Raw genomic sequence first — 16,437 nt, 5'->3', positions numbered from 1 at the left:
GCGGACGTCGCGGGGACCCGCCCTGCGGGGAGGGGGCTTGACGTCAGCGCGTGCCGTAGTCCGCGTTGTAGCGGTCGAGCACGTCGTCGATGCCCGCGTCGAGCACGAGGGCGCCCTTGTCGAGGTAGAGGCCGCGCGTGCAGAACCGGCGGAGGTCGCGCTCGTTGTGCGAGACGAAGAAGAGCGTGCGGCCGCCGGCGAGCAGCTCCTCGATACGGCGGTAGCACTTCTCGCGGAACGCCTTGTCGCCGACGGCGAGCACCTCGTCGACGAGCATGATCGGCTCCTCGAGCTGCGAGATGACGGCGAAGGCGATGCGCACCTTCATTCCGCTCGACAGGTGCTTGTAGGGCGTCTCGAGGAAGTCGCCGATCTCGGCGAAGTCGATGATCCCGTCGAACCTCGCATCGATCTGGGACCGCGTCATGCCGTGCAGCCCGGCGGTGAGGTAGACGTTGTCGCGCACGGTCAGGTCGTCGACGAAGCCGCCCGTGATCTCGATGAGCGGTGCGACGCCGCCGGTCACCGTGACCGAGCCCTCGTCGGGGATGAGCACGCCGGCGACGAGCTTCAGGAGCGTGGACTTGCCCTGGCCGTTGCGGCCGACCACGCCGATCGCCTCGCCCGGCCGGACGTCGATGCTGACCTCGCGCAGGGCCCAGAACTCGCCGGGGCGGATCTTCCGGCGCGACGCCGAGAAGAGGTCCTTGAACGAGCGGCGTGCCCGCCGGTTCCGGCGGAACCGGATGCCGAGCCCGTCGGTGCGGATGGCGACGTCGGCCATCAGATCTCCTTCAGCACCTGGCGCTCGGAGCTGCGGAACACCCAGAGCCCGAGCCCGAGGAACGCCAGCGACATCGCGGCTGCGACGCCCACGGCGAACCAGTCGAGCTCGCCGGGGAAGATCGCGGACCGGTAGAGCCCGAAGATCCCCGTCAGCGGATTGAACGCAGCCCAGAAGTGCAGCGACTCGGGCAGGTTCGTGGTGCCGTAGACGATCGGCGACGCGTAGAACAGGAAGCGCAGGACGAGCTTCGTCGCCCGCTCCAGGTCGCGGAAGAAGACCACGAGGGGCGCGACGATGAGTCCGAGGCCGGCGGTCAGCGCCGCCTGCAGGAGCACGGCGAGCGGGAACAGGACCAGCTCCCAGCCGACGCGGATCTCCGTCCCGAACAGGGCCGCCAGCACCACGAACAGCACGAGCACGGGCAGCGACAGGACGAACTCGATGCCCTTGGAGAGCACGATCCGGTTCACCCAGATCGTCCTCGGCAGCTTCGTGGAGCGGACCAGCTTCGCGTCCTTGAGGAACGCACGGGTCGAGTCGGAGACCGCGCCCGTGAACCACATCCACGGCAGCAGCGCCGACAGCAGGAACACGATGTAGGGCTCGGTGCCGACCGGGCGCTGGAAGACCTGCGTGAAGACGAACCAGTAGATGCCGGCCATCACCAGCGGGTCGAGCACGGACCACAGGTAGCCGAGCGCCGAGGTCGAGTAGCGCACCTTCAGGTCGCGCGTGGTGAGCAGCCACAGGGAATGCCGGTATCCGGCCCACCGCGTCCGCGCGAACGGATGCGAGTCGGCGTAGCTCATCACGGATCTCATCGTAGAGGTCGCGGAGGGGACCCTCCGAACCGGCGCGGCCCGCAGATGCGAGGAGCGGATGCCGTCACCGGCATCCGCTCCTCACGCTGTGTGCGCTTCGCAGGTCACACGAAGTGGTTCGCGCGCTCGAGGTCTTCCGCGAAGTCGATCTCGACGGCGTACAGGTCGGAGACGTCCATCGGCTCGACGAGCAGGCCGTTCTGCTCGATCGCGAGCTCGAGGCCGCGCTCGAAGTAGTCCTGGTCGCCGACGCGCTGCAGGTGCGCGAGGAACACGCCCTTGTCGCGGCTGGAGATGTAGTTGATGCCCACGGCCTCGCCGAGGCCGCCCTTGACCGTCTTCGACAGCTCCTTGATGTAGCCCTCGGCGCTCGTCGTGTACTTGACCTCCTCGTCGGAGACCTTCGCGGTGTTGACGGTCACGAACGACTGGTCGCGCGCGACGTACGAGAGCGCACGGTCGAGGATGCGCGGGTCGAAGACCACGTCGCCGTTCATCCAGAGCACGCCGCCGGGCTGCGAGGCCTGGAGCGCGCGCATGAGCGACTTCGAGGTGTTCGTCTGGTCGTACTCCTCGTTGTAGACGAAGGACGCCTGCGGGAACGCCTCGATGATGTGCTCGAGCTTGTACCCGACGACGATCGTCACGGCGGCGTTGCGGCCGAACGCGTGCTCGATGTTGTCGAACTGCTGGCGCATGATGGTGCGGCCGTCGCTGAGCTCGGTGAGCGGCTTGGGGAGGGAACGCCCGAGCCGACTCCCCATGCCGGCTGCGAGGATCACGATCTGCGTGGTCACTGCATCTCCTTCGTCGTTCGGATGCCGCGTCGCCCCCGCGTCAAGGCGAGTTCGCGCGCTGTTCACCCGTAAGTTCACTGCTGGACACGCCCTTATGCCGGGGTACAGGATACCGGAGCGCGGCAGCCACCGCTGGGGGGTTGCGCCCAGCCGTAGTGCGATCGTGATGCGACGCTCGGGTTACGCCCAGCTTCGCGTCTCCGCACGACGCGTCGTGAATTCGCTGTGCAGGTACCCGGCCTGACGCGGGGTGGTTGGTAGGTTGTCGTGGTGACTTCCGTTTCGCGATCAGCTCCTGACGACGAGACTCCCGAAGGCACCGGCACGGGGGTGTCCGCCGATCAGGGGGAGACCGCCACGCCCGGTACGGGACGTTCCGGCGCCGGATCGAGCCGCTCCGGCGGCCGTCCGGCGAGCCGCGGGAGCGCTGCCGATGCGTCGGCGGCACGGTCGAGCGCGGCCAAGTCGGCCGCGAAGAAGACCTCCGCATCGCGCTCGGCCTCCTCGAAGGGCGGCGCCAAGTCCGCGCCGAAGCCTGCGCCGAAGTCGGGCCCGAAGGCCTCCGAGGCGTCGTCGTCGAGCGGATCGAAGGCGGGGCGGTCGGGTTCGACCGCACGCACGTCGCGATCCTCGTCCGCCTCCTCGGCGGCGCGGAGCACCGCGGCGAAGCGCTCCGCGGCAGCCGCGGCCGACTCGGAAGCCCGCGAGCAGGAGGCGGGCGCGACCTCCGCGGAGGAGGGCGCGCAGGCCACGCCCGCCCCGGCCAAGGCCGCCGGCGCCAAGCGTTCCACTTCGAGCGGTCGCCCGGCAGCGGGAACGCGTTCGGCGTCCACTGCGGCCGCGAAACGAGCGTCCGCGAAGAGCGCCTCGAGCAAGAGCCCGTCCAAGAAGGGGTCGGCCGCCACGTCGACCGGGACGTCCGCCCCCGCGGACGCGCCGGCGGACGGCGGCGACGCCGCCGGCAACTCGTCGTCCTCGCGCACGAAGGCGGCGACGACCCGGAGCTCGTCCGCGAGCGCGTCGACCGCGCGGAACGATTCGGCGAAGTCGGCCCGCGCCACTGCCACCGCAGCGGCCCGGGCCCGGGCCGCCGAGGCGCGCCGAGCCGCCGCATCGGCACGCCAGCGGGTCGCCGCCGAGGTCACGACCGACACGACCGAGGCCGAGCGGCTGCCGCGCCGGGCGACCGGGCCGATCGCACCCGTCGTCGCCGAGCCCGAGGCCACGGGCGGCGACCCGGGCACCACCGGGGAACCCGACGGCTCGTCCGTGACCGAGGCCCTGGCCGCGGCCGAGGTGACGAGGACCTGGCACGGCGGCCCCGAGGACGGGCACTCCGCCTCGGACGACGCCGCGGACGGATCCGACGGTGACGCCGGCGAGTCCGTCGCCGAGGGCGCGACCGCCATCCTCGAGTCGACGTCGCCCGAGGACGCGGAGGTCGCCGTCGACGACGCCGAGTCACCGGCCGACGCCGCCGAGCCGTCCGGCGAGGGCGTGCCGACGTCGGCGACCGTCGACGGGCCCGACGACGGCGACGCCGCTGCGGCCGAGCCGGCCGACGAGGGGTCCGCCGGGCCGGACGGCGCGAGCGCGGAAGATGCCGCGACGTCGGACGGTTCCGCGACCCCGACCGACGAGGCCCGCGAGGCCGACGCCGACGCATCGGACGGGGAGCGCGGCATCGCCGTCATCCCCATCGGCGCCGTGGCCACTGCGACGTCGTCCGTCCGCAAGAAGCGCACGCTCCGCGTCGCGCGCGATGCTCCCGGCGCCGACGTGCCGACGGTGCTCTCGATCGACGGGCTCGTCAAGCGCTTCGGCGACACGACCGCCGTCGACGCGATCAGCCTCGACATCCGCGCCGGCTCGTTCTACGGCATCGTCGGGCCGAACGGTGCCGGCAAGACGACGACCCTCTCGATGATCACCGGACTGCTGCGCCCCGACGGCGGTTCCGTCCACGTGCACGGCATCGACGTGTGGAAGGAGCCGCGCGCCGCGAAGCGCATCACGGGCGTGCTTCCCGACCGGCTCCGGCTGTTCGACCGGCTCACGGGCGCCGAGCTCATGTACTACTCGGGCTCGCTCCGCGGCCTCGACCACCGCACGGTGCTGGAGCGGAGCGCCGACCTCGCCGAGGCGTTCGGACTCGAGGACGCGCTCGATCGGCTCGTCGCGGACTACTCCGCGGGCATGACGAAGAAGGTCGCTCTGGCGTGCGCGATGATCCACTCGCCGCGCGTGCTCGTCCTCGACGAGCCCTTCGAGTCCGTCGACCCGGTCTCGGCAGCGAACCTGACCGACATCCTCGAGCGCTACGTCGCGGGCGGGGGCACGGTGCTGCTCTCGAGCCACGGCATGGACCTGATCGAGCGGGTGTGCGACTCGGCGGCGATCATCGTGGGCGGCCGGGTCCTGGCGTCCGGCACGCTCGACGAGGTGCGCCGGGGCGACACCCTCGAGGAACGGTTCGTCGAGCTCGCGGGCGGACGCAAGGCAGCGGAAGGCATGGAATGGTTGCACAGCTTCTCCGACTGAAGCTGCGGCTGCTCGGGAACATCTTCCGTCGCAGCGCCTGGCAGGTGGTGGGGCTGTCGATCGCGATCGTGTACGGCCTGGGCGTCTCGGTGCTGCTCTTCCTCGTGCTCGTCGGGATGCGGAACATCGACGACGTCGCGCTCGTGCGCGACGTGCTCGTCGTGGCGGGCGCCGCGACGGTGGTCGGGTTCCTCGTGGTGCCGCTCGTGTTCGGCGTGGACGACACGATGGATCCGAGGCGGTTCGCGCTGTTCGGCATCCCGGATCGGGTCATCGCCCTCGGCCTCGCCCTGTCGGCCGTCATCGGCGTGCCCGCGCTGGCGCTCGCGATCGTGCTGACCGGCACCGTCGTCACGTGGTCGCACGGCTTCGGCGAGACCGTGTTCGCCGTGATCGGCGCGCTGCTCGCGTTCGCCACCTGCATCCTCGGCGCCCGGCTCGCGGCCGGCGTCGCGGGGCTGCTGCTCGAGACGCGCCGTGCGCGCGACGTGGGCACCGTGCTCGGCGTGCTGCTGGTCGTGATGATCGCGCCCCTCGCCGTCGCATTGACGACCGTCGACTGGGCGGCCTCGGGGCGGCGCGTGCTCGGCGCGATCGCCTCGTCGCTGTCGTGGACGCCGCTCGGCGCGGCGTTCGCGGTGCCGGGCGACGCCGCGACCGGCGACTGGGGCCTCGCCGTCCTGAAGCTGCTGATCGCCGCGGGAACCGTCGGGCTCGCGTGGATCGCCTGGAACGCGCTCGTGAGGAAGATGCTCGTGACGCCGGGCCGCGAGGCGAGCTCGCGCAGCTACCACGGCCTCGGCTGGTTCGGCCGCACGCCGTCCGGGCCGACGGGCGCGGTCGCCGCGCGCAGCACGACCTACTGGTTCCGCGACGCACGCTACTGGGTCTCGATGCTCATGGTGCCCATCGCGCCGATCCTCGTCGTCTTCCCGTTGAGCGTCGCGGGCGTCCCGTGGATGTACCTCGGCCTGATCCCCGTGCCGCTCATCTGCCTCCTGCTCGGGTGGAGCCTGCACAACGACACCGCCTACGACAGCACCGCGATCTGGCTGCACGTCGCCTCCGGCGTCCGCGGCGCCGCGGACCGGTTCGGCCGCATCGTGCCCGTGCTCATCACGGGCATCCTCGTGATCGGCATCGGCAGCTCCGTGACCGTGTTCGTGCTCGACGACTGGCGCCTGCTGCCCGCGCTGCTCGGCGTCAGCACGGCGCTCCTGCTCGGCGGTCTCGGCATCGGCTCCATCACGTCGGCGGCCATGCCGTATCCGGTCGTGAAGCCCGGCGACAGCCCGTTCCAGCAGCCGCAGTCGACCGGCGGCATCACCGCGCTGGTGCAGTCGCTCGCGATGTTCGCCGCACTGCTCGTCGCCGCACCCGCGCTCGCGTTCGCCGCGCTCGGGATCTTCGACGACCCGTCGTGGCACCTGGCCTCGCTCGCCGCGGGCGCCGGCTTCGGGCTGGTCGTGCTCGTGCTCGGCATCTGGGGCGGCGGTCGCGTCTTCGAGCGCCGCGGGCCCGAGATCGTCGCGGCGGCGGTTCGCGCGTGAGCGCGGCGTAGACTTCTCCGCATGATCCGTCCCGTTCAGGCGAGCATCGCCGACCCCGACGCACCCGGCGGCGGCACCTCGGTGCTCGATCGCGAACTCGAGAAGCTGCTCGAAGAGGAGCAGATCGAACCCGGCGACCACGAGCGGTTCTCGCACTACGTGAAGAAGGAGCAGATCCTCGAGTCGGCGGTCACCGGCAAGCCGGTCCGCGCGCTGTGCGGCAAGAAGTGGACGCCGGGCCGCGACCCCGAGAAGTTCCCGGTCTGCCCGGCGTGCAAGGCGATCTACGAGCGGATGAAGCAGGGCTGACGCCCGCGCCGACCGTTCCGGCTACCGGTACGAGGTCGGGATCACCGCGTCGCCGCGGCCGAGCCGGAAGGCCTCGATCGGCAGTTCCTGCATGACCTCGTCGCGGTGCGCGCGTGCGGCCTCGACGCCCGCATGGCCGGTGTACGCGGCATCCGCCCGGCCCTCGTGCATGAGGTGCACCATGAGCGGGCGGAGCTGGTCGTCGGCCGCGAACTCGTCCTCGCCCTCCGGGCCGTCGCCGACGAACACGAGCTCCTCGCGCGCGGTGCGCGTCGAGTCGAGTCGGCGGGCGGCGTTCTTGCGACCCCCGACGCTCAGCTTGTTCGTCGACGCCTTCGCGACGTCGACCCACTCGCCGTCGTCGCCCCGCCGGGCCACGAGCTTGTAGACCATGCCGGCCGCGGGGAACCCGGAGCCGGTCACGACGGACGTGCCCACGCCGTAGGCGTCCACCGGTGCGCTCGCGAGCGCGGCGATCGCGTGCTCGTCGAGGTCGCTCGTGACCGTGATCCGCGTGCGCACCGCGCCGAGCTCGTCGAGCTGCCGCCGCACCGCTGCCGCCACCGTGGGCAGGTCGCCCGAGTCGATGCGCACCGCGCCGAGCTCGGTGCCGGCGACGCGGACGGCGGTCTCGACGCCGGTGCGGATGTCGTAGGTGTCCACGAGCAGCGTGGTGCCGGGCCCCATGGCCTCGACCTGCGCGCGGAACGCGGCCTCCTCGGTGTCGTGGAGGAGCGTGAAGGAGTGCGCCGCCGTGCCCATCGTCGGGATGCCCCACGTACGCCCCGCCTCGAGGTTGCTGGTCGCGTCGAAGCCCGCGATGTACGCCGACCGCGCGGCGGCGACCGCGGAGCGCTCGTTCGTGCGCCGCGAGCCCATCTCGGCGATCGGGCGGCCGAGCGCGACCGAGACCATTCGCGCCGCGGCGCTCGCGACCGAGGAATCGAAGTTGAGGATCGACAGTACGAGGGTCTCGAGCATGACGGCCTCGGCGAACGAGCCCTGGATCGTCACGAGCGGCGAGCCGGGGAAGTACGCCTCGCCCTCGTGGTAGCCCCAGATCTCACCGGTGAAGCGGTAGTCGGCGAGCCAGTCGAGGGTCTCGTCGCGCACGACGCCGTGCTCGCGGAGGAACTCGAGCTCGGCGTCCTCGAACCGGAAGCGCTCGATGAGGTCGAGCATCCGGCCGGTGCCGGCGACGATGCCGTACCGCCGGCCGTCGGGCAGGCGTCGGGCGAACGCCTCGAAGAGGCTCTCGCGGTGCGCGGTGCCGTCGAGCAGGGCGGCATCGACCATCGTGAGCTCGTAGCGGTCGGTGAACAGCGCGGCAGACCCGGTCACGAGCCCAGCCTATCGACGCGGGTCGCGATGCGACGGCGGCAGACGCGCGTCAGGATGCCGCGGCGGGGGCGCCGGACGGCCGGTTCGCGTCGCGGACGCGCCGTGACCGTCCGGCGCGACGCTCGGAGGCGGCGCCGACGCCCACGGCGAGCACGTTGGCCGCGGTCACGAGGGCGAGCCCGACGACCTGCCACGGCGCGAGCGCCTGGCCGAGCACGACGAGTCCCGCGAGCGCCGCGGCGGCCGGGTGCACGCTCTGGAGCACGCCGAACCGCTGTCGCGGCATCCGTCGCAGCACCATGAGGTCGATCGAGTACGGCAGCGCCGACGAGAGCAGGCCGGCCACCGCGCCGACGCCGAGCACGAGCGCGATCGCACCCGGCTCGAGGCCGAGGAGGGCGATGATGAGGATCGGCGAGGTGAGCACGGCCGCGACCGTGCTCGCGATGGCGGTGCCCTGGACCCCGGGCAGCGTGCGGCCCGCGCGCTGGCTGAGCAGGATGTACGCGGCCCACGCGCCGGCGGCGGTCAGCGCGAACGCGATGCCGAGCGGATCCATGCCGGGCACGCTCCCCGTGAGCAGGGCCACGCCGCCCGCTGCGAGCAGGGCGGCGACGAGGTCGATCCGTCGATGCGAGCCGATGAGGGTGACCGCCAGCGGTCCGAGGAACTCGAGGGTCACGGCGGGGCCGAGCCCGATGCGTTCGATCGCGGCGTACACGGCGACGTTCATCACGACGAGCACGCCGCCGAGCAGCACCGCCGGCCGCACCGTGCGCCACGTGAGGTCGCGCCGCCGGGGGCGGGAGACGGCGAGCAGGGCGATCGCCGCGACGGCCTGGCGCAGGGCGACGACGCCGGCCGGGCCGACGAGCGGGAAGATCGTGGCGCCGATCGCGGCGCCGACCTGCACGGACACGGCGCCGCCGACGACCGCCGTCGCCCCGCCGATCCCGCTCCGTGCCATGCGACCACGGTACGCTCCGACCGACTCGCTGCGGAAATGCAATGCGGGCTGATTGATACGCTTGACGCATGGATATCGACCTGCGCCTGCTCCGCGTGCTCGTCGCCGTCGACGAGGAGCGCTCGTTCACCGCCGCCGCGGACCGGCTCGGGATGTCGCAGGCCGCCGTGTCGCGCGCGCTCGCCGGACTCGAACGGGAGGTCGGCACCTCGCTCATGCACCGCACGACCCGGCGCGTCGAGCCGACCGAGGCGGGGACCGCGCTCGTCGGCACCGCCCGGCGCGTGATCGCCGAGATCGACCGCGCGGTGGCCGCCATCCGCGGCGACCTGCGGGTCGTGCGGGTCGGCTACGCGTGGGCGGCGCTCGGGGCGCACACCACGCCCGTCCTGCGCACCTGGAAGCGGGCGCACCCCGATGCGCCGATGCGGATGGTGCGGGTGAACGGGAGGGACGCCGGTCTCGTCGACGGCCTGGTCGACGTCGCGGTGCTGCGGCATCCGCTCGAGCGCACCGACCTCGACGCCGAGGTCGTCGGCACCGAGGCGAGGGTCGTGGCCATGCCCGTCGACCACCCGCTCGCCGAGCGGAGCCGGGTGCGGCTCGCCGACCTCGTGCCGTTCGTGGTCGCCGTCGACCGCCGCGCCGGCACGACCGAGCCCGCGCTCTGGGAGCTCGCGGGCCTCGACGTGCCGCCCATGACGGAGACCGCCGACGTCGAGGAGTGGCTCGACCTCATCGCCGCCGGCGACGCCATCGGCGTGACGAGCGAGGCCACCACCCACCACTACCCCCGGCCCGGCGTGGTGTTCGTGCCGCTCGCCGACGCGCCGCCCATCGAGGTCCGCGTCGCCTGGCACCGGCACCACCGTCACCCGGCCACCGGGCGCATCGTGCGCGCCGTGCGCGCGGCGTTCGCCGGGCCGGGCTGATCTAGGCTGGTGCCTCGTGAGTGATGCACCGATCGGGATCTTCGACTCCGGCGTGGGCGGACTCACCGTCGCCCGCGCGGTGCGCGACCAGCTCCCGAACGAGGAGATCCTCTACGTCGGCGACCTCGAGCACTCGCCCTACGGCCCGAAGCCGATCGCCGACGTGCGCCGCTACGCGCTCGCCGTGCTCGACGACCTCGTCGCGCAGGGCGTGAAGATGCTCGTCATCGCCTGCAACACCGCGAGTTCGGCGATGCTGCGCGACGCGCGGGAGCGGTACGACGTTCCCGTCGTCGAGGTGATCCAGCCCGCCGTGCGTCGCGCCGTCGCCGCCACCCGCAACGGGCGCGTGGGCGTCATCGGGACCGCCGGCACCGTCCAGTCGCGCGCGTACGACGACGCGTTCGCCGCCGCGCCGCACCTCGAGCTCGTCTCGGCGGCGTGCCCCCGGTTCGTCGAGTTCGTCGAGTCGGGCGTCACCACCGGCCCCGAGGTGCTCGCCGTCGCCGAGGAGTACCTCGCGCCGCTGCGGACGGCGGGGGTCGACACGCTCGTGCTCGGCTGCACGCACTACCCGTTCCTCAAGGGCGCGATCTCGTACGTCATGGGCGAGGGCACCACGCTCGTCTCGAGCGACGTCGAGACCGCCAACGACGTGTACCGGGTGCTCGTCTCGCAGGGGCTGGAGCGCCGCTCGCCCGCGCCGCCCGCGCATCGCTTCGAGGCGACGGGCGGCTCGAGCGCCGCGTTCCTCGACCTCGCCCACCGGCTCATCGGCCCCGAGATCTCGCAGGTCGAGCTCGTGCAGACCGGAGCCCTCACGCTGCCCGCCGCCGCCGCGGCGGCATCCGCCATCGACAGGAGACCGAAGTGACCGAGACCCCCGACCTCGTGCGCGCCGACGGCCGCACCCCCGACGCCCTCCGCGACGTCGTCATCGAGCGAGGCTGGAGCGCTCACGCCGAGGGCAGCGCCCTCATCTCGTTCGGGAACACCAAGGTGCTCTGCACCGCGAGCTTCACCAACGGCGTGCCTCGATGGATGACCGGCAAGGGCAAGGGCTGGGTCACCGCCGAGTACGCGATGCTCCCGCGCTCCACGAACACGCGCAACGACCGCGAGTCCGTCAAGGGCCGCATCGGCGGACGTACGCACGAGATCAGCCGCCTCATCGGGCGGAGCCTGCGCGCCGTCGTCGACATGAAGGCGCTCGGAGAGAACACCATCCAGATCGACTGCGACGTGCTCCAGGCCGACGGCGGCACCCGCACGGCGGCGATCACGGGCGCCTACGTCGCGCTCGCCGACGCGATCGAGTGGGCCCGCGAGAAGCGCTTCATCGCGCAGAAGGCGACGCCCCTCATCGACACCGTCTCGGCGGTGTCGGTCGGCATCATCGACGGCACCCCGATGCTCGACCTCGCCTACGTGGAGGACGTGCGCGCCGAGACCGACATGAACGTCGTCGCCACCGGCCGCGGCCTCTTCGTCGAGGTGCAGGGCACCGCCGAGGGTGCGCCGTTCGACCGCCGCGAGCTCGATCAGCTGCTCGATCTCGCGCTCGCCGGCACGACGGAGCTCGCGTCGGTGCAGCGCGAGGTGCTTACCGCGTCGCTCGACGCCGGCGCGAGCGCCTGACCGACGGTCGGCCGATGTCGCAGCCGCTCGAGGTCGTGCTCGCCACGCACAACGCCCACAAGGTCGCCGAGTTCCAGCACATCCTCGGCGAGGCGCTGCCCGGGCTCACGGTGCTGCCGTACGACGGTCCCGAGCCGGTCGAGGACGGCACCTCGTTCGACGAGAACGCCTTCATCAAGGCGCGCGCCGCGGCATCCCACACGGGTCGCATCTCGCTCGCCGACGACTCGGGGATCGCGGTCGACGTCATGGGCGGGTCGCCGGGCATCTTCTCGGCGCGGTGGGCCGGGCCGGGGCGCGGGGCGGAGGCGAACCTCGAGCTCCTGCTCGCGCAGCTCGCCGACATCCGCGACCCGCATCGCGCCGCGCACTTCCACTGCACGATCGCCATGGTCGTTCCGGATGCCGCGGGCGGCGAGCCCCACGAATTCGCCGCCGTGGGCACGTGGCCCGGGCGCATCGCCACCGAGCGCGCCGGCGTCAACGGCTTCGGCTACGACCCGATCTTCCTGCCGGAGGGCTTCGACGTGTCGGCCGCCGAGCTCGCGCCCGAGGTCAAGAACGCGAACAGTCACCGGGCGCGCGCGTTCCGGGCGCTCCTGCCCGAGCTGGAGCGCGTGGCGCGATCCGGCTGAGCGGCCCCGCGCGAGCCCTCGCACGCGGCACGTCGCCGCCCGCGAGAACGCGTCTCATTCCCAACACCGGCGAGCGGCGCCATCCGTGCCTACGCTGGAGGGGATGGGACACTCGCACGACCACGCCGCCGACGCGAACGCCGCCGGCCGCCGCCGACTCGGGATCGCGATCGCGATCATCGCGTCGTTCGTCGTCGTGCAGGTCGTCGGCGGCCTGCTGAGCGGATCGCTCGCGCTGCTCGCCGACGCCGGCCACATGACGAGCGACCTGCTCGGCCTGGTCGTCGCGCTCGGCGCCGCGATCGTCGCCTCGCGGCCGGCGAACGACCGGCAGACGTACGGCTTCCGCCGGTTCGAGGTCTTCGGGGCGCTCGTCAACGGGCTGCTGCTCGTGGGTGTCGCGGTCGCCGTCACCGCCGGGGCGATCGCCCGGCTCATGTCCGGCGCCGAGGGCGAGGCGCACGAGGTCGCGGGCGGTCCCATGCTCGTCATCGCGATCGCCGGGCTCGTCGCGAACGTGGCGGCGCTGCTGGTGCTGCGCGGCGGGGCGTCGCAGTCGATCAACCTCCGCGGCGCGTACCTCGAGGTGCTCGGCGACACGATCGGCTCGGTGCTCGTGATCGCCGCGGCCATCGTCATCCTCGCGACCGGGTGGGACGCCGCCGACCCGATCGCGTCGCTGCTCATCGCCGGGCTCATCGTGCCGCGAGCCCTCGTGCTGCTGCGCGACGTGATGCGCGTGCTCAGCCAGTCGGTGCCCGCCGAGACGGACGTCGCGGAGATCCGCGACCACATCCTGCGCACCGACGGCGTGGTCGCCGTGCACGACGTGCACGTGTGGGCGATCACGACGGGCGCCCACGTCTTCAGCGCCCACGTCGAGGTCGAGCCGGAGGTCTTCGCCGAGGAGCGCGTCGGGGCCCTGCTCGACGAGCTCGGCGGCTGCCTCGACGAGCACTTCGACGTCGAGCATTCGACCTTCCAGCTCGAACCGTCGGGCCGCGGGCGCCACGAGTCGGCGACGCACGCCTGAGCCCGCGACGCCCGGGCCCCGCGGTCACCCTTCGATCGGGTGGGCGGCGGCGAAGACGCCGTCGGGATCGACCTCGCGGCGCACCTCGACGAGCCGCTCCCAGTCGTCGGCGCCGAACGCGCTCGCGACGGCGACCTCGCGGTCGGCGAAGTTGAGGAAGGCGCCGCCCGTGCTCCATGGGGAGAGGGCCGCGGCGACGGCGCTCGTCGCCTCGGTGCCCGCCGCCGCCATCTCCGGGGTCGGGGCCGGGGAGGCGGCGAAGAGCGCGTAGGCCCCGTCCAGCCGGGCGAGCGCGCCGTCGGCGGGCCGGGCGAGCGCACCGCCCAGGTGGCGGAGCTCGGCGAACATGAGCGGGATCTCGACTCCGGGACCGGCGACGCCGACGAGCGCGTCGATCGCGGCGTCCGGCAACTCGGCGAGCAGGGCGTGGTCGCTCACCGCCGGCACCGGTCCGGGCGGGTCCATGTGCACGTCGACGAGGCCGGCGGCCGGGATGCGCGCGAACGTGTCGATCTCCGGGTCGAGTGCCCGGAGCGGGGCGAGCAGTTCGGCCGCGCCTTCGTCGTCCTCGAGGATCGCCCCGTCGACGACGACGAGGCTCCGCCCGCGGAGGAAGGGCGGCATCGCGGGGTCGGGCGGGAACCGCATGAACCGCAGCGACGTGGTCGCGGATTCCGGCAGGCCGGCGGTCCATCGCGACCAGGCGCGGGCGACCTCGGGTCCCCGCGACAGGTCCCAGAGGAGCATGCCGGCGACGACGTCGGCGACGGGGATCAGGTCGAGCTCGACCGCGACGACGACGCCGAAGCTGCCGCCGCCCCCGCCGCGGAGCGCCCACAGCAGCTCCGGCCGCTCGTCCGCGCTCGCACGGACGATCGTGCCGTCGGCGGTCACGAGCTCCACCGCCCGGACGTGCGAGGACGCGAGCCCGTGGGCGCGGCCGTAGAACGACAGGCCGCCGCCGAGCGCGTAGCCGGCCACCGCGACGTCGCCTGCGCTGCCGTGCAGGGCGGCGAGTCCGTGCGGCGCGGCTGCGGCGACGACGTCGCGCCAGAGCGTGCCGCCCAGCACGCGGGCCGTGCGGGCGACGGGGTCCACCGTGACGCCGGTGAACTCGTGCATCCGCACGAGGACCGCGTCATCGAGCGGTCGGGCGGCGAGTGCGGCGGCCCCGTGCCCGGTGCCCTGCGGCGCGATGCGCAGGCCGAGTGCGGTGGCGGCGGCGACGACGCGCGCGACCTCGTCGGCCGAGCGCGGGATCGCGACGGCGGCGGGACGCTGCACGACGGCGAGGTTCCAGGGCATGGTCGCGGCCTCGTAACCGGGGTCGCCGGGCAGATGCACGGCGCCGGCGGCGCGGAGCGTCGACGTGTCGGTGAGCGACGGGTTCATGTCAGTCCTTCGGTTCGGTGGATCGGCGGGTCGGTGGGTCGGCGCGTCGGCCGGTCGGCGGGTCGGTGGGCCGGCGGGTCGGCCGGTCGGCCGGTCGGCCGGAACGTCGGCGGCGAGGCGCACGAGCGTGCCCGGCGGGTCGAGACGCGCGCAGCCGACCCAGGCGACGACCGGCGTCGTCGCGACGGTGCCGAACCGCTCGAGCACCAGCTCGACGAGTTCGGAGGCCGTCCGAGGCTCGATCGCGTGGATGCGCACCTGCGACACGGATGCCAGGCCGAGGCCGCGTGTCGAGAGCGCCGCTTCGAGGCGCACGAGCGACAGGCACAGCTGCGCGGTCGCGTCGTCGGCGTGCATGAGCTCGCCGTGGTCGTCGACGGACCGGGTCTCGATGGTCGTGGTGGTGGTCACGACGGACATCGTCCGGTGCCCGCCGGCGCCGGGGGAATCCCGTGCGGGCGGGGAATCCCGGCCCGACGCGTCCCGGTCGGCCCGACTCCCAGCGTTCTGGGATACCGCTCGCGCCCGGCCGAGCGCATACTGAGTCCGTGATTCCCCAGCTGACCGGGGCCCGAGTGCGTGGCGACCTCGATGTGCTCGCGCGCGCGGGGCTGGATCTCGACGACTTCATCGCCGAGGCGACCGACTCCGTTCGCCGCGCCGTGCCCTGGGTCGGCGCCTGCGTCGGCACCCACGACCCGGCGACGATGATGCTGACCAGCGCCCGCAAGTACGGGTCGCTGACCGCGCACAACGAGCACGACCGCACGTTCGGGATCATCGAGTACGGCTCCGACGAGCCGACCTCGTTCCGATCGCTGGCCGTGGGGGAGCAGCGCGCGATCGGCATGCACGCCGCGACCGCCGGGGACGTCGATCGCTCGGAGCGGATGACGCGGCTCATGAAGCCCGTCTACGGGTTCGCCGACGAGGCGCGTCTCGTGTTCCGCGACGCCGGTGCCGTGTGGGGCTGCCTCGCGATCTTCCGCGGGAGCGACGACCCGGCGTTCGCCGACGACGAGGTGGACTTCCTCGGGTCGCTCTCGGAGTCGTTCGCGCGGGGTGTCCGCTCCGGCATCCTCACGCGGCTGGCCCACGATGCCCTGCCCGTCGGCGAGACCGACGGCCCGGCGGTGGTCATCGTCGGCGCCGACGACGAGGTCGCGCAGATCAGCGTCGGAGCGGAGGAGCGGCTCGAGCAGCTCCGCGGGAATGCGCACGGCGGCGACCCGCTGAGCCTCGTGACCTCCCTCGTCGGCGCCGCGCGACGCACCCTCCTCGCGCCGGAGGCGCCGCCGGCCCGTGCGCGCGTCCGGACGGGTTCCGGCGTGTGGCTGCTGCTGCACGCGTCGCCGCTGCGCGGCGCGGACGGCGCCAGCGGCGACGTGGTCGTCACGATCGAGGAGGCGAGGCCGCCGGAGATCGTCTCGCTCGTGGTCGCCGCATTCGGGTTGACGCCGCGCGAGCGCGACGTCACAAGGCTGGTGCTCCAGGGCGTCGAGACCAAGGAGATCGCCTCGACGCTGCACGTGTCGGCGTACACCGTGCAGGACCACCTGAAGTCGGTGTTCGACAAGGCCGGCGTGCGCAGCCGCCGCGAGCTCGTCTCGCGGGTGTACTTCGACCAGTACGTGCCGCGCATGGGCGAGACGGTCGGCACGACGGGGTGGTTCGCCGGCTGAGCCCGGCATCCG

16 protein-coding genes are annotated in these 16,437 nt (G+C 73.1%); 9 read left to right on the top strand and 7 right to left on the bottom strand.

Annotated elements, in window-relative coordinates; genetic code table 11:
• Positions 1–43: 43 nt before the first annotated feature.
• The 4 genes from ABD230_RS04660 to ABD230_RS04645 all read right to left on the bottom strand — a co-directional run bounded on the left by ABD230_RS04660 (position 44) and on the right by ABD230_RS04645 (position 3,652).
• The gene (locus tag ABD230_RS04660; protein ID WP_344369800.1) at positions 44–784 is read right to left on the bottom strand and encodes an ABC transporter ATP-binding protein; all 741 of its coding nucleotides are present in this window, start codon (positions 782–784) and stop codon (positions 44–46) included.
• Positions 784–1,596 (bottom strand): ABC transporter permease, encoded by an 813-nt coding sequence (locus tag ABD230_RS04655; protein ID WP_344370117.1) that lies wholly within the window; start codon positions 1,594–1,596, stop codon positions 784–786. The genes ABD230_RS04660 and ABD230_RS04655 overlap by 1 nt, the downstream gene beginning before the upstream one ends.
• A gap of 116 nt (positions 1,597–1,712) precedes the next feature.
• Positions 1,713–2,405: a phosphocholine cytidylyltransferase family protein gene (locus ABD230_RS04650; protein ID WP_344369799.1), complete on the bottom strand. Its 693-nt coding sequence runs from the start codon at positions 2,403–2,405 to the stop codon at positions 1,713–1,715.
• A gap of 341 nt (positions 2,406–2,746) precedes the next feature.
• Positions 2,747–3,652, bottom strand: coding sequence for a hypothetical protein (locus ABD230_RS04645; protein WP_344369798.1), 906 nt, complete (start codon positions 3,650–3,652; stop codon positions 2,747–2,749).
• A gap of 22 nt (positions 3,653–3,674) precedes the next feature.
• Between ABD230_RS04645 and ABD230_RS04640 the strand changes: the two genes are divergently transcribed.
• Genes ABD230_RS04640 through ABD230_RS04630 form a run of 3 tightly spaced genes read left to right on the top strand, consistent with a single transcriptional unit; the run spans position 3,675 to position 6,805 of the window.
• Positions 3,675–4,946: an ABC transporter ATP-binding protein gene (locus ABD230_RS04640; protein ID WP_344369797.1), complete on the top strand. Its 1,272-nt coding sequence runs from the start codon at positions 3,675–3,677 to the stop codon at positions 4,944–4,946.
• Positions 4,922–6,496 carry a hypothetical protein gene (locus ABD230_RS04635; protein WP_344369796.1) on the top strand — a complete coding sequence of 525 codons (1,575 nt, stop codon included), beginning with the start codon at positions 4,922–4,924 and terminating at the stop codon, positions 6,494–6,496. The genes ABD230_RS04640 and ABD230_RS04635 overlap by 25 nt, the downstream gene beginning before the upstream one ends.
• Positions 6,497–6,517: 21 nt before the next feature.
• Positions 6,518–6,805: a DUF3039 domain-containing protein gene (locus tag ABD230_RS04630; protein ID WP_344369795.1), complete on the top strand. Its 288-nt coding sequence runs from the start codon at positions 6,518–6,520 to the stop codon at positions 6,803–6,805.
• A 21-nt stretch (positions 6,806–6,826) separates the two neighbouring features.
• On the opposite strand, the gene ABD230_RS04625 is transcribed toward ABD230_RS04630, so the two are convergent.
• Both ABD230_RS04625 and ABD230_RS04620 read right to left on the bottom strand, forming a co-directional pair.
• Positions 6,827–8,146 carry a nicotinate phosphoribosyltransferase gene (locus ABD230_RS04625; protein WP_344369793.1) on the bottom strand — a complete coding sequence of 440 codons (1,320 nt, stop codon included), beginning with the start codon at positions 8,144–8,146 and terminating at the stop codon, positions 6,827–6,829.
• A 49-nt stretch (positions 8,147–8,195) separates the two neighbouring features.
• Entirely contained in the window at positions 8,196–9,113 is a 918-nt protein-coding gene (locus tag ABD230_RS04620; protein ID WP_344369791.1) for an EamA family transporter, read from the bottom strand.
• Between the two features lie 68 nt (positions 9,114–9,181).
• Here ABD230_RS04620 and ABD230_RS04615 point away from each other — a divergent pair, with 68 nt between their 5' ends.
• The 5 genes from ABD230_RS04615 (at position 9,182) to ABD230_RS04595 (ending at position 13,351) form a co-directional block, all read left to right on the top strand.
• Complete coding sequence (locus tag ABD230_RS04615) at positions 9,182–10,045, top strand: LysR family transcriptional regulator (protein ID WP_344369790.1); 864 nt, start codon at positions 9,182–9,184, stop codon at positions 10,043–10,045.
• Positions 10,046–10,061: 16 nt separating this feature from the next.
• Positions 10,062–10,919 carry a glutamate racemase gene (gene murI, locus ABD230_RS04610; protein ID WP_344369789.1) on the top strand — a complete coding sequence of 286 codons (858 nt, stop codon included), beginning with the start codon at positions 10,062–10,064 and terminating at the stop codon, positions 10,917–10,919.
• A complete protein-coding gene (gene rph / locus ABD230_RS04605; RefSeq protein WP_344369788.1) occupies positions 10,916–11,683 on the top strand; it encodes a ribonuclease PH in 768 nt (255 codons plus the stop codon). The genes murI and rph overlap by 4 nt, the downstream gene beginning before the upstream one ends.
• Before the next feature lie 14 nt (positions 11,684–11,697).
• On the top strand, positions 11,698–12,318 hold the full coding sequence (gene rdgB, locus ABD230_RS04600) for an RdgB/HAM1 family non-canonical purine NTP pyrophosphatase (protein ID WP_344369786.1): 621 nt from the start codon (positions 11,698–11,700) through the stop codon (positions 12,316–12,318).
• 103 nt (positions 12,319–12,421) lie between these two features.
• Positions 12,422–13,351 carry a cation diffusion facilitator family transporter gene (locus ABD230_RS04595; protein ID WP_344369784.1) on the top strand — a complete coding sequence of 310 codons (930 nt, stop codon included), beginning with the start codon at positions 12,422–12,424 and terminating at the stop codon, positions 13,349–13,351.
• A 24-nt stretch (positions 13,352–13,375) separates the two neighbouring features.
• Here ABD230_RS04595 and ABD230_RS04590 read toward each other — a convergent pair whose 3' ends face one another.
• Positions 13,376–15,154 carry an FAD-binding protein gene (locus tag ABD230_RS04590; RefSeq protein WP_344369783.1) on the bottom strand — a complete coding sequence of 593 codons (1,779 nt, stop codon included), beginning with the start codon at positions 15,152–15,154 and terminating at the stop codon, positions 13,376–13,378.
• Positions 15,155–15,291: 137 nt separating this feature from the next.
• Between ABD230_RS04590 and ABD230_RS04585 the strand changes: the two genes are divergently transcribed.
• On the top strand, positions 15,292–16,425 hold the full coding sequence (locus tag ABD230_RS04585; protein ID WP_344369781.1) for a response regulator transcription factor: 1,134 nt from the start codon (positions 15,292–15,294) through the stop codon (positions 16,423–16,425).
• Positions 16,426–16,437: the final 12 nt, after the last annotated feature.

The organism is Agromyces tropicus (assembly GCF_039531345.1).
Lineage (GTDB): Bacteria > Actinomycetota > Actinomycetes > Actinomycetales > Microbacteriaceae > Agromyces > Agromyces tropicus.
The sequence above is the reverse complement of the archived record's forward strand: the minus strand, read 5'-3'. Positions and strand labels throughout refer to the sequence as shown.

Coding starts and splice junctions, on each gene's coding strand:
- ABD230_RS04620 (WP_344369791.1), bottom strand. CDS start 9,113: ATGGCACGGAGCGGGATCGGCGGGGCGACGGCGGTCGTCGGCGGCGCC.
- ABD230_RS04655 (WP_344370117.1), bottom strand. CDS start 1,596: ATGAGCTACGCCGACTCGCATCCGTTCGCGCGGACGCGGTGGGCCGGA.
- rdgB (WP_344369786.1), top strand. CDS start 11,698: ATGTCGCAGCCGCTCGAGGTCGTGCTCGCCACGCACAACGCCCACAAG.
- ABD230_RS04630 (WP_344369795.1), top strand. CDS start 6,518: ATGATCCGTCCCGTTCAGGCGAGCATCGCCGACCCCGACGCACCCGGC.
- ABD230_RS04595 (WP_344369784.1), top strand. CDS start 12,422: ATGGGACACTCGCACGACCACGCCGCCGACGCGAACGCCGCCGGCCGC.
- ABD230_RS04615 (WP_344369790.1), top strand. CDS start 9,182: ATGGATATCGACCTGCGCCTGCTCCGCGTGCTCGTCGCCGTCGACGAG.
- ABD230_RS04660 (WP_344369800.1), bottom strand. CDS start 784: ATGGCCGACGTCGCCATCCGCACCGACGGGCTCGGCATCCGGTTCCGC.
- ABD230_RS04635 (WP_344369796.1), top strand. CDS start 4,922: ATGGTTGCACAGCTTCTCCGACTGAAGCTGCGGCTGCTCGGGAACATC.